Genomic DNA, 14,301 nt, shown 5'->3' with positions numbered 1-14,301 from the left:
ATTAATACTCAGATTCATAAGCCTCTTGACCTAAACTAATAATATCTTCAGAACTTAAAAAACCAGTTCCAGCAGGAATTAAATTACCTAAAATTACATTTTCTTTTAATCCAACTAAGTAATCAATTTGACTACGAACTGCTGCATCAGTTAAAATTTTCTTTGTATCTTGGAAAGATGCAGCTGATAAGAATGAACCTGTTTTGCTTGGAGCATCTTCTAGACCAAAAACTTGACTAATAGCAATTGCTGGTTGTTTACCGCTTGCAATTAACTTCGTATTAGTTTCTCTTAAAACATTAATGTCAATTAGCTCACCAACAAAATATGAAGAATTTCCTGGATCAGTAATTTGCATTTTGCTAGTTAATTGACGAATAATGGTTTCAACATATTTATCTGAAATCTCAATTCCTTGAATTCGATAAACTTTTTGAACTTCACGAATCATATAATTACGAACTGCATCAATTCCTGCAACCCGTAATAAGGTTTTAATATCAATTGATCCCTCAGTTAATTTATCTCCAGGATTCACTTTGTCACCAACTTTTACTCGGATAACTGCATCTAATGGTGCTGAATAAACATGAGAATCATATTTATTTTCAATTGTAATATCTTTATTATTCTGAGATAACACAATTGATTTAACTACACCAAAATTTTCAGCAATAAGACAACGTTCTCATTCTTTTGGAGTAACAACATCAAAAATTTGTTTTAAACGTTCAAATCCTTGTGCTAAATTAGTTTCTGTTGAAACACCACCAGTATGGAAAGTTCTCATTGTCAATTGAGTTCCAGGTTCACCAATTGACTGAGCAGCAATTACACCAATAGCTGTTCCTAAACTAACAACTTCATTTGTAGTTAGGTCATTACCAAAACATTTTTGACATAACCCCCTAACAGTTTCACAATAAATTGGGGAGCGAACATAAGCCTCTTCAATACCTGCTTCTAAAACTTTATTTGCAAGATCAGGTGTAATCATTGTATCTGCAGGAACAATAACTTTTTTAGTTTTAGGATGTAAAATCGGGTCAATTGAAAAACGATGTACAATTCTATCAGCAATTGATTCATATAATCCTTTAGTTTGAGTTTCAATAATTGGACTAACATGAATTCCACGTGAAGTTTTACAATCATTATCATTAATTATTACTTCTTGAGTAGCATCAACTAATTTTCTAGTCATATAACCAGATTTTGAAGTTTTCATAGCTGTATCAGTCATCCCTTTACGGGCACCATAAGATGAATTGAAGTATTCATTAATTGTTAGTCCTTCAATGAAAGAGTGTTTAATTGGAACTTCAATCGTATCACGAGTAATCTTACTTTGTTGTTTTTGGTCATAATTATAAGATTTACTCATTAAACCACGCATCCCAAACAATTGTGTAAAGTTAGAAATATTACCTCGAGCACCAGAATCTGCCATAACAACAATTGAGTTGTCTCGGAAACGTTCTTCTTCAATTAATGTTTTAATATCGCTAGAAACACGGTCTTTAACCTTAGTTCATAAGCTAACAACACGTACATAACGTTCATCATCAGTTAATAAACCTTTTTGATATTGATATTTTAATTCATTAATTTGTTTATCAGCTTCAGTGAAATATTCTCATTTTTTATCATATGAAGGAATATCAAAGACCGAAACAGTAGTTGAGGATAAAGTTGAATATTTAAAACCTAAACTCTTAATTTTATCCAAAGTTGGAGCAACCATTGATAGAGCATAGTCTTTATAAATTAGATCAATAATTTTAGATAATGCTTTTTTATCAAATGCTTTGTACAATTTACGTTCTTTAATCGCTTTTCTTGGGTCTTCACCTGGTAAAATGATATTATTTGAATCAATAGAATTAAAATTCATTGGGTTATCTAAATAAATCATTTCTTCTGGCAAAATGGCATTGAGAATAACTTTACCAACTGTTGTGATTAAAATTCCTTCTGCTGAAAATGATTTTTTAGGAAATGCTTTGGTTGAAATTCCAATAATAGAATGAACATGAACTAAATCATTATCATAAGCATTTAATAACTCACGAATTGAACCAAAAATCATACCTTCATTTTTTTGATTATGATTTTCAGTTGTTAAGTAATAAATACCTAAAACCATGTCTTGTGTTGGAGTTACAACTGGTTTACCATCTTTTGGACCTAAAATATGTCAAGATGCTAACATAATAGAACGTGCTTCAGCCACTGCTTCTTTACTAATTGGAACATGCACAGCCATTTGGTCACCATCAAAGTCAGCGTTGAATGCAGTTGTTACTAATGGATGTAAACGAATAGCTTTCCCTTCAATAATTTTTGGTTCAAAAGCTTGAATTCCTAATCTATGTAAAGTTGGTGCCCGATTTAATAAAACAGGGCGTTCTTTAATAACCCGATTAACAATATCTCAAATATAATCATTTTGGTCTTTAATCATTTGCTCAGCAATTTTAATATTTGAGGCAATTGGTTTAATTTCTATACCATTTTCATCATAACGTTTAATTAATTCACGAATAATGAATGGTTTAAAAAGTTTTAAGATCATGATTGCTGGAATTCCAACTTCATACATCTTTAATTCAGGACCAACAATAATAACTGAACGACCAGAATAATCTACCCGTTTACCCAATAAATTTTGACGGAATAAACCTTGTTTTCCTTTTAAGCGATCTGTTAATGATTTCAAAGGACGTTTATCTTTAGCTGTAATTGGTTTTTTTCTTGATGAATTATCAAATAAAGCATCAACTACTTCTTGTAACATTCGCTTTTCATTATTTAAAATAATTGAAGGAGCTTTTAAAGCAATAACTTTCTTTAAACGTTCATTTCGAATAATAATACGACGATAAAAATTATTGATATCACTAGTTGTAAAACGAGCTCCATCTAATTGAATAATTGGTCGAGTATCAGGTGGGGTTACTGGAATCACTTTTAAAATCATATTTTTTGGATGATTACCAGATTCTTTAAATCATTTAATAGTTTCTAAACGACGTAAAATCTTCTTAACCCGTTGTGGATTATTAGTATTATCTTGTTTCTTAAGTTCATTGTTATTTTTAGTATATTCAGAATTTAAATCAATTTTTTCCAATAATTCTAATATCGCTTCAGCACCAATTCCCAAACGAATACCTGTATATTTATGAATTAATGAACTAACTTCATCAATAGAAAATGGTAGATTAGAATCATATAAACGTTCATAATACATCTTAGCCCGTTTATAATCAAGTGAATCTTTTTTAACTAAACTAAAAATTTCACGCAAAACTTTACGTAATTTACCCCGAGCTGTTTTTGAACCTTTTCCAGATAAGTCAACTACTTCTTTAAATTTAAAAGTTTTGCTTTGACCTGGATCCAAAACAATGTAATTGATAAAATAAATAACTTGTTCTACTTCTTTATACGAAATATCTAAAATCAAAGAAATCTTAGATGGTGAAGGTAACTCTTTAACCATTCAAATATGAGCAATTGGACTAGCAAGTTCAATGTGTCCCATGCGCTCACGGCGAACAATTGACTCAGTTATTTCAACATTACATTTTTCACAAACCTTGCCACGGTGTTTAATTTTCTTGTATTTACCACAAGCACACTCATAATCTTTAACTGGACCAAAAATAGCCTCATCAAATAATCCCTTTGGTTCTGGTTTTAAAGATTTATAATTTATTGTTTCGGGTTTTGTAACTTCTCCATGAGATCATTCTCGAATAACTTCAGGTGATGCTACACAAATTTGTAATCCTTTAATACGTTTTACTTTTGCTTGAGCTTTATTATTGTTGATATTTAAATTTTTAGAATTTTTTGTCATCTTGATTCACTAACCTAATTTATTAATATTTGTCATCTTGATCATCAAGTGTAAAACTATCAGTCATTGAACGATTAAATACTTCATCTTCTTCATCTTCATCTATATCGTTAACAACTGTATATGAATTAATGTCATCTTTAGTGTTATCATCATAAATAATATTAACAGCTAAACCTAACCCTTGTAATTCTTTAGTTAATAATTTAAATGATTCAGGTATTCCTGGTGTAGGAATTTCTTTTCCTTTAATGATAGCATTATATGTTTGATTTCTTCCTCTAACATCATCTGATTTAATTGTCAACAATTCCCGTAAATTGTGGGCAGCCCCATATGCTTGTAAGGCTCAAACTTCCATTTCACCAAAACGTTGACCACCATTTTGAGATTTACCCCCCAATGGTTGTTGAGTAATTTTTGAATATGGACCAACAGCTCGTGAATGAATTTTATCATCTACCATATGATGTAATTTCAACATGTACATTACACCAATAGTAATTGGTTTTTCAAATGGTTCACCAGTACGACCATCAATTAATTTGAACTTGCCAAAATTCTTTGAAGTATCAATATTAGCTTCTTTCATGATTTCTTTTAAATCACCCATATTAACTCCTTCAAATACTGGAGTTGCAATCTTATAAGCTAAATCATCATAACTTAAACCCATTTGTCTCAAAGTGATATCTATATCAATAGTTTTTACTTGTTTTTTTGCATCTTCTAGGTTGGTAATTTTACGTTCTTTCAAATTAGTTTTAAAAGTATTAATTAATGATTTAGCTATTGGTAAATTTAAACCAAATAAATCAGAAATGTACTTATCTCCATTAGGAACAAAAACTGATTCAATTAATTCTTTTTTAGCTAGTTCTCTAGCAGCAAGTCCTAAGTGAATTTCAAAAATTTGACCAATATTCATCCGACTTGGAACACCAAGTGGATTTAACATAATATCAACTGGAGTTCCATCTTCTAAATGTGGCATATCTTCAATTGGGACAATTTTAGAAACAATACCTTTGTTACCATGACGACCTGCAACTTTATCACCAATTTGGATTTTACGTTTTTGAGCAATATAAACTTTTACAAGTTCAATTACATCATCATCTAATTCATCATTTTTAGCAATGTTAAATCTACGAACAGCAGCTACAGTTCCTTCACCACCATTTGGAACTTTCAAAGATGATTCACGAATATTTTTAGTTTTTTCACCAAAAATTGCTTGTAATAATTTTTCTTCTGCACTTAAATCCACTTGACCTTTTGGTGATATTTTACCGACCAAAATATCACCTTCTTTTACTTCGGCACCAACCATGATAATTCCATCTTCATCTAAGTAACGTTTTGCAGATTCGCTAACATTAGGAATATCACGAGTAATTTCTTCATCACCATTACGGGTACGAACACATTGTACAGTGTATTCATTAATCGTTATAGAAGTGTAAACATCCTCACGAAACAAGCGTTCAGATACAATAATTGCATCTTCATAATTGTATCCTCTTCATGTTGTGAAAGCTACTAAAACATTTTGTCCTAATGCTAGTTCACCATTTTTCATTGAAGGACCATCAGCTAAAACTTCTCCTGCTTTAATGTTTTGATTAATAGATACAATAGGTGAATGGTTATAACATGTATTTTGATTAGACTTTTCAAATTTTGTTAAAGCATATGTTTGAAGTTTACCATCATTATTTTGCACAACAACCTTATCATTGGAAACATTAACAATCTTACCATCATTATTTGCAATAATTGCCATTCCAGAATCGTGGGCAATCTTATATTCTACTCCAGTTCCGACAGTTGGTGCATATGGTTTTAATAATGGTGTTGCTTGCCGTTGCATGTTAGCACCCATTAAAGCACGTGCAGAGTCATCATTTTCTAAAAAAGGTATTAAACTTGCAGCAATTGAAACAACTTGACGTGGCGCAACATCAATATAATCAATTCGTTTTGGTTCATACAACTCTTGTGAAGAACGATATCTTGCAATAACTTCTTTTTCATTTATTAATCCGTCAGCATGAATCTTCATTGATGCAGATGATTCTGCAATAATGTACTCATCTTCTCGCAATGCAGTTAGATATTCAACTTCATCAGTAATTTTGCCATTTTTAACTTTTCGGTATGGAGACATTAAAAAACCATTGCTGTCAATAGTTGCATAAAAAGCTAAAGACATAATTAATCCAATATTCATACCTTCTGGAGTTTCAATTGGACAAATTCTTCCATAATGAGAGTAATGAACATCACGAATATCTAAATTAGGGTCTTCTCGGGAAATTCCTCCAGGACCCATAGCAGATATTCTTCTTTTATTAGTTAATTCAGATAATGGATTTTGTTGATCTAAAAATTGTGTTAATTGATGAGTATTAAAAAAATCACGGATAACTATTTGAAAAGGTTTGGAATTAACAACAGATTTAATTGTCAAACGTGTTTTTTGTTTATCAGTTTCAACTAATTCACCTGTTTCTTCATTAATTTCAACATTTTTATTTGAACCATCTGCAATAGCTAACTTTTCTCGGATATAACGTTCCATTCTAGCCATTCCAGTTTGAACACGACCATATAGAAGTTCATTAATTAATTTTAAACGTTTGTTTCCTAAGTGGTCAATATCATCATAATTACCAACATTGTGTGGTAAATTTATGATATAAGAAATTACTGATAGTAAGTCAATTAGTGTCAAAGTTTCAACTGTATTATCTGAACCATCAATACCAATTATTGGGGTAACGTTTTCCCTTAATTCATTATTTGTAAACACAGAAATAATTTCATAATTAGTTTCTTGTTTAATTGAACCTTGATTAATCTCAGGGTTAACAATTGACAAAGTTTTAATTGTTTTTAATTTTTTTTCTTTTGATAAAGTTTTAATTTTGTCAATTTCGGGTTTTAAAATTAATGTTCCTTTTGAGAACACAAGATTATTGTTAATATCAAACAAATCTTCTGAAAGAGTTCTTTGATATAAACGTTCAGAAATTCTCAATTTCCTTACGAATTTATAACGACCAGGTAGGCTTAAATCATAATGTCGTTTTTGAAAAAAATGTTGTCACAATAATAATTGATAACTTGGTTTCCAAGAATTCTTATTAGAAGTATCCAAAGTTTTAACAGAAATTGATAATTCGTGAACAACATTTTTAGCAGCTCTTTCACAAATGATTCTTTCTATTAATGTATCAATATCTTCTTTCTTCTTATTGTATTCAGAAAGATATTCAGCTTTAATCTTACTAACATTGATTCTGTTTGTTTCAATAAATTCTTCTAAATCTTTATTCTTTAAATAATATTCATGTACCAATTCCTTAAGGTATAGATCAATTGGCAATCCTCTAGAAGTTTTAATATCTTCTTTTTCAAGAGAAAATTCTTTTAGAATAGAAAGAATTTCATTATCTCTAAAAATATACTTAGCATTATAATTTTCAGATTCTAAAGTGCGAACAATATATTCATCATTATTAAAAATACGTAAAATTTCTGAATGAGTTAAACCAAATGCTTTTAAAATTGTTGTAATCGAAAATACTTTTGCTGATTCACCAGAAACATCACGAATAACAGCTTGTACAAAATTTTTGTTTTCTGCAATATAAACCAGCATAAAGGTTCCTTTTGCAGGAAGAATTTCACAAACATAACCCTCTTGATTTCGCTTACGACTATTTGATAATTTAACTTGTGATTTACCTAAAATGTAAGCTCCTGGAGAACGAGCAATTTGTGCAATAACAAATTTATCAATTCCATTTACTAAAAAAGTTCCTTTTTCTGTCATTAGAGGTATTTTTGCAAAAAAAACACCTTCTTCAGAAACATCCTTGGATTTAGATTTGGATTTTTTACTACTTTTCTTTTTTACTGTACCTGTTTCACGATCAATCAACATTAGGTCAGCATACAAACTTGCTTCATAACTTTTAGATTCAATTCGTGCTTGCTTCTCTGTTAGTTCTGGACTTGAAAAAGAAATACCACTAAATTCAACTGAAAATTTTCCATTTGGTGAAACAATTGGAAAAAATGAAGAAATAATTTTTTCTAATTCAACTTCTAAAAATTTTTTATAAGCATTAACTTGCAACGATGGTAAATTTGGCGGTACAAAATTGCTTTGAACTTTCGTATAATCACGACGAATAACTTTTGGAGAATATTCATGCATTTTAAAGTTATTTTTTGCCACTTGAAAACTCCGAGAAAACCATAAATAAAGCAAAAATTAACCTGTAATTCACTAAAAATTACAGGAATTTTATACTAATATTTCAAAGTATAATCTAATACATAATGTTACACAATTATATAGCAAATATGCTATAAATTTACACTTACTTTGATTTTTTTTTAAAAATTCAATTTTTTTAAAATTAAAAATTATTTAAATTTCTTTAAAACTTGTTTATATTTTACTCTTATTTGAGATTGTGAAATTATGTGTGAATTCATTTTATCATGTAAGTCACCAATAAAAAAAGGTTGCTTTAAATTTAAATTTTCAATATCTAAAGCATATATAGTAAATGTATAAAAATGATCAGAATTTGGCGGACAAGGCCCAACATATAAACTATTTTTTAAATTAGATATATACTTTTCATCATCTACTAAATCAAAATTCTTATAAATTCCATTAGTACAACTATTGACTCCCTGTAAAATATCTTTATTTTTCAAAGATGCATTTAATTCAAGTTTTGTGGTATGAATATTAGCTACAACTCAATGAACAAAAATTAAACCACATGCAGAAGCTGAATCATAATCAATACATTCAAGAGCATATGATTTTGCACCTTCTACTGGGTCTCAAGATATTTCTGGAGATAAATGTGATAATCCATCTATTAAAATTTCTTTTTTTGCATTTCCTCCATAATCATCAAATAAAAAATTATCATTATCTACATGAGGAATAGTTACTTTAAATTTATTCATAATAAAATTATCCAAATTTTTAAATTTTTCAATTAAAAAATAATATTATAAATTTAATGTAATTAACAAATAAATAAGTTTATGATAAATTTTTGAAATAATTTAGAAACCATTGAAGACATTGTTCCCTCCCCTATAGGTACAATTTTTTATGTTCATAGTTTTATGGGCAATTTTCAAATGAAAAAATCATTGAGGAATTATTATAGACTTTACAATTTTTATGCAATAAATTTACCCGGTCATGGAAAAAGTCCTATTAGAAGCAAAGAAGAAATTAAAGTTCCATATTGTATTAATTTAATTAAAGAATATATTGAGTATAAAAAAATTGATAATTTAATAATGATTGGCCATTCTTTGGGCGGCGGAATTATTGCCGCATTAAACAATATTATTCCAAATAAAATTAAATTAAATATTTTTGAAGCTCCAGCAAATGGAGTAATGTTAGATAATATTAAAATTGTAAAAAAACTTATTTCAGATGAAATAAATGATATTGAATTTATTTTTAGGCAATTGTACTATGATCCTCAAAAAATGTTTGGATGTCGATTAAATTGAATAATTCAACAAGAATATGAAAAAAATAAAAAATTTAAAATTTTTAAAGAAAATTTTGAGTTAGAAACAGTTATTAAAAATACTCAAATTTTTGATCTAGGTTTTAAAAACATTAAAAAACCTAGTTTAATAATTATCGGAGAAAAAGATGGCATTTTGCCAATGGATTTAATGATAAATAATATTAAACAAATAAATAATTCTTATTTACAATTAAAAATTATAAAAAATACAGCTCATGCAATTTATGCTGAACAAAAAAATATATTTTTAAATATGATGGATGATTTTTTACAAGCTCATGACAATAAAAAATAAAAAAATAAAATTTCCTAGTTGATTGATAAGAATTTTTTATGGTTTATTAATGGGTTTAAGTGATATTATTCCAGGTTATAGTGGTGGAACAACATTAACACTTTTAAATTTTTATGATCCTTTAATTCAAAATGGAAAAGGCATTTTTAAGTCTACTAATAATAAAAGACATCAACATTTGATTTGATTATTACCTTTTTTAGTTTTTTGAATTATTTCATTTATTCTGTTAAGTTTTGCCGTAAAAGCAATTAAAAACATAGGTTATGAAGATGTTTTAGTTGTTACATTTGCAAGCTTTGCATTTTGTTGCATTCCAATATTTTGAATTGCTAATAAAACAAAAATAATCTATAAATCTAAAGTAGTTCCTATAATTTCATTTCTAATTGGATTTTGTCTAATTCTCGCTACAGCCCTTTTAATTTATTTTCTTAAATTAAATCAAGAAAAAACAATACCTAATGGAACTGAAATAATAAATATTTTTAAACAAGATCCTACACAAATTTTTTTGTTTTTTGTTTGTGCACTAATCGCTGGTTTTTTTATGATTATTCCAGGTATAAGTGGAAGTATGATTACATATTTATTTAATCAATATTGAACCATAAATTACCTAGTAACAGATTCTATTAATAATTTATTTGCAAATTTAAATATTGTATTTTTAATATTATTTTTATTCATAGCTTGCATTGGAGTAATATTAAGTATTTTATTTTGCGCATGAATTATGAAAAAATACAATAATATTTTTTATTCATTTGCTTTTGGAATGGTTTGTAGTTCATTTATTGCAATTTTACTTATTGCTCCTGAAACTATATGACAATGAAATGATAGTCAATTAACTATTCATATTGTTTTATTATGTTTTGCATTTTTAATCGGCGTTGTTATAAATGTATTGTTTGTATTTTTATGTAAGAAAAAAAATAATGTCAATTTTAAAGATATGTTTTTTAATTCTTCTGAAATTGTAATATCAAAAATTGAAGTATAAGTTTATAGTAAAGTTTTGGTTCCTCAGAATGAGGTGAATGACCTGATTTCTCTAAAATATGTACAATTAAATTTTCTGCATATTTACTAATATAATTAATTGATTCTTTTGGAGGAATAACTAAATCATTTTTGCCAAACAACAATAAAACAGGTTTATTTTTAATTTGTTTATAAGCATCATCAACACTATGTAAAGTTTTAGATGAAGTTAAATCTTTAAACAAGTATTTATAGTTATCTTTTTTTTGTAACATTTGATTAAATCATTTAAACAAACCAGAACTATTATTTTCACTTTTTTTGTGAGCAATAATTGTTTTTATTACTCTTTTTGGATTAATAGAAAATGCTTCTTTATTTAATGGTGCTTCTAGAATCAGACAAGTAATTTTCTCGCTAATAATCGCATTAATCATGACAGCAATAGCTCCACCCATAGAATGTCCAATTAATGCAATATTTTTTAATTTATTTTTATTAATAAAATTAACAATTAAATTAGTATATTTAGAAACTTGCATTTCAGTTTCATTTTCTGACAAATTGTCACCATGACCAGGAAGGTTAAATGAATAATATTTATATCCACTTTTCCTTAACTTAGAAAAAACTCGCTTATGTGTTTCATGTCTACTAGAAAATCCATGAATAAAAATAATAATGGGCTTTTTACGTCAACTTCATCGATAAAAATGTTTAATACCAATTGATTTATCATTAGCATTTGCACTTATATCTGTCATGAAAATTTTGCCTAATTGTAATTATTTTTTATTTAAACTAGCTTGTCTTTTTACTTCTTTAGCTTTCAGTTTAATTAATTCTTCAGATGATAAGTTAGTATCATCTCGTTTTTTATTAGAATTAACTACTAAACGTGCATGTCTTAGTTTAATTTTTGGTTTTTCTTCAATTACTTCTTTTTTAGATTCATTTTGAACATTTTTATTTGAAGTATCTTCAGAGATATTAGTGAAAGGATTAAAATTAATTAGCGATAATGGAGAAGATTCAATTGTTGTTGGAAAACTTTGAGTCTTATCATCTAATTCCAAGTCTTTTGTTAAACTTTCAATATCTAAACTAATTTGAGAAGTTTTTTCCTTATTTTGATTTAATATATTTACAATATCGTTATTTTCAAATGATTCAAGTCCCAAATCATCAAACAAATCAAAGTCATACATTTTAGTTGAAAAATTAGCATTTTTTGAATATGTTCTATTTGATAATTCAGGAACCTTATTACTAGAATGTAATTTAATTGAACTATCACTATTGCCATCTAAATTAGATGTAGCATATTCTTCATCATCACTATCAGAATTTAAATCAATTGCTGGTATAGTAGTATTCAAACCTACAGCATCATTTGTTAATAATGACATTTCTTTTAAAATTTCTTGTTTAATTTCTTCTTTAACTTTATCTCTTTCATAGGCTAAACGTTTTTCATCAAAATCAAAGTCATTGTTTTTATGACTATTCTTTAATGCTCTACGCATAACATCAACATCATTTTTCAACTCAGCAGTTGGTTGTTGTTGAACATTTTCATTAAACTTACTTATAAATTGATTATTATCTTTAATTTTTATTGTTTTTGTAAATTCCAAAGGAATTGTTGGTACTGGAATAATTTCTTCATCATTAAAATCATCTACCTCAATTGAATCAATAATTTTTTCTGTATATGAACGATTTTCATCTATAGCCTCCATATCAGATCAACTATTTTCATCATTTTTGGATTCCAAATTTTGGCTTGTTTCAAATTTATCTAAAGTCATCAAAGTTTCATCAGTTAAATCATTATTATCAGTATTTCTAAAACTATCTTCTAAATTTAATTTATCCTGATAAACATTAGTATCATTTGATAAATTATTTTTAATTTGAATATCTAAACGAGCATCTTGTATCAAACGTTCAGTTTCTTTTTTTGCAGCATCCAAAAGAGCTTGGCGTTGTTGTTCAATAAAATTTTTATCTTGTTTTATTTGGTTGCCTAAAGCAATTAATTTTTCACGTTCATTTTCGATTTCTTCACGTTCTAAATTAATTTGATTTTGAGCTTCCAATAATATTTTTTCTTTGATTTGTTCAGCATCATCAATAATTTTTTGACGTTCTGCAATTAACTCTTGCTGAGCATTTTCATACATTTTAACTTGATTATCCAAAATTATTTTTTGCTCATTTAATTCTTCTTCTGTTATTCGATCAAGTTTTTGCGTTTCTTGAAATCTAGCAATTTCTTCTTGCACTTGTTCTCGTACAAGTTCTTTTACTTTTTCTTCAGAAATTGAGTTAGTGTTTTCATCTATTTTTGAAGTATCTTTATCATTTTCATCTTTTATATCATAAAGAGAAGTAAAATTTGGAGAATATTTCTTAGAGTTAATTGTATTATCTATAAAGAAAAAATTATCATCTTTGTTTTTAAAATTCATTTGATAATGTGAGTCGATTTTAACATCTTCATTATCAATGAAGTTACTGTCATAATTTTTAACAGTATTAACCAAATTAGTATCAATTACTAAATCAACATCATCGCTAACAATATCCCTACTAACATGGTTTTCTTTTTTAAGATTGTCATCGCTCTTAAGGTCTTGGGTTACATGTTGGGCACTTTGTATGACAAAATCATCTTCTTGATGCTTTTTCACATCATCCAAAGCAATTTGGATTGATTTATGTAATTCATTTTGATTTGCATAAGCATCTTTTAAAGTTGCCTTAATTGAATTAATTTTTTCATCATCTCTATTATTGTCAAACAAATTATCATCAACATGCTTTGTAGAAACAAAATCATCTAACTCAGAATTATTTAAAAAATGTTGGCTATTTTCGATAGTATCAGATGAAATATCATCAGTAAAATTCAATAATTTTGGAGAATCTATATTTAAATCATCTTTTTTAATAGAAGGACTTCCAAAAGATTCTTCATATGATTCGATAACATCCTTAACAAAAACATCATCATTCTTAAGATCAACACGCAAAATCTCATCAGTTAAATCTACTTTTAAATTATTTTTTTTATTTAAATTATTTTGATATGAAATGACTTCATCAAATATCTTGTGAGTTTTTTCATCATCTGTTGGTATATAAAAAGAATCTAAAATATTCATATCATCATTTTTTTGATCTTCTTTAAAATTTGTATCATGGATAACTGAAAATATATTTGTTGAATTATTACGTTTCTCAGAGTAAAAATCAGATGGTTCTAAAAAGTCAACCATTCTTTTGTTATTATTAGAATTATGATTCGATTTCATAAAATACCCAAACAATTAAAAAATATTAAAATCAGAAATCAAAATAATGTTTAATTCTGTATTTCTCATAACATGCCATTACTACAATTATATAATATAACTTATTGTTGTAATTGTGTATATTAATAAATTGATTTTTAAATAATTAAAAGTCATCACACACAATGGCAAATGCTTAATGCTGCTCCATTTCTGGCCTGACATGGTTCGCAACCACTGTTGTGATGACAAATAAATTTTACA

At 27.3% G+C, this 14,301-nt stretch carries 7 protein-coding genes and 1 other RNA gene; 2 read left to right on the top strand and 6 right to left on the bottom strand.

The genetic code is table 4. The features are described 5' to 3' along the window. Position 1: 1 nt before the first annotated feature. The 3 genes from rpoC to T383_RS0100125 all read right to left on the bottom strand — a co-directional run bounded on the left by rpoC (position 2) and on the right by T383_RS0100125 (position 8,866). Positions 2–3,865 carry a DNA-directed RNA polymerase subunit beta' gene (gene rpoC, locus T383_RS0100135; protein WP_033159663.1) on the bottom strand — a complete coding sequence of 1,288 codons (3,864 nt, stop codon included), beginning with the start codon at positions 3,863–3,865 and terminating at the stop codon, positions 2–4. A 22-nt stretch (positions 3,866–3,887) separates the two neighbouring features. Continuing rightward, complete coding sequence (rpoB, locus tag T383_RS0100130) at positions 3,888–8,093, bottom strand: DNA-directed RNA polymerase subunit beta (protein ID WP_033159802.1); 4,206 nt, start codon at positions 8,091–8,093, stop codon at positions 3,888–3,890. Positions 8,094–8,305: 212 nt separating this feature from the next. Then, a complete protein-coding gene (locus tag T383_RS0100125; protein ID WP_033159662.1) occupies positions 8,306–8,866 on the bottom strand; it encodes a YbhB/YbcL family Raf kinase inhibitor-like protein in 561 nt (186 codons plus the stop codon). A gap of 81 nt (positions 8,867–8,947) precedes the next feature. On the opposite strand from T383_RS0100125, the gene T383_RS0100120 reads away from it, so the two are divergent. Both T383_RS0100120 and T383_RS0100115 read left to right on the top strand, forming a co-directional pair. Next, positions 8,948–9,751: an alpha/beta fold hydrolase gene (locus T383_RS0100120; protein ID WP_033159661.1), complete on the top strand. Its 804-nt coding sequence runs from the start codon at positions 8,948–8,950 to the stop codon at positions 9,749–9,751. Further along, positions 9,735–10,757 (top strand): undecaprenyl phosphate translocase family protein, encoded by a 1,023-nt coding sequence (locus tag T383_RS0100115; RefSeq protein WP_033159660.1) that lies wholly within the window; start codon positions 9,735–9,737, stop codon positions 10,755–10,757. The genes T383_RS0100120 and T383_RS0100115 overlap by 17 nt, the downstream gene beginning before the upstream one ends. On the opposite strand, the gene T383_RS0100110 is transcribed toward T383_RS0100115, so the two are convergent. The 3 genes from T383_RS0100110 to ffs all read right to left on the bottom strand — a co-directional run bounded on the left by T383_RS0100110 (position 10,717) and on the right by ffs (position 14,294). Beyond that, a complete protein-coding gene (locus tag T383_RS0100110; RefSeq protein WP_033159659.1) occupies positions 10,717–11,502 on the bottom strand; it encodes an alpha/beta fold hydrolase in 786 nt (261 codons plus the stop codon). The two genes, T383_RS0100115 and T383_RS0100110, sit on opposite strands and share 41 nt — an antisense overlap. A 21-nt stretch (positions 11,503–11,523) precedes the next feature. Continuing rightward, a complete protein-coding gene (locus T383_RS0100105; protein WP_033159658.1) occupies positions 11,524–14,058 on the bottom strand; it encodes a hypothetical protein in 2,535 nt (844 codons plus the stop codon). Between the two features lie 139 nt (positions 14,059–14,197). After that, positions 14,198–14,294: signal recognition particle sRNA small type (gene ffs / locus T383_RS03820), an RNA gene on the bottom strand. Positions 14,295–14,301: the final 7 nt, after the last annotated feature.

Source organism: Mycoplasmoides alvi ATCC 29626, assembly GCF_000701785.1.
Lineage (GTDB): Bacteria > Bacillota_I > Bacilli_A > Mycoplasmatales > Mycoplasmoidaceae > Mycoplasmoides > Mycoplasmoides alvi.
This window is presented reverse-complemented; position numbering and strand designations above follow the sequence as displayed.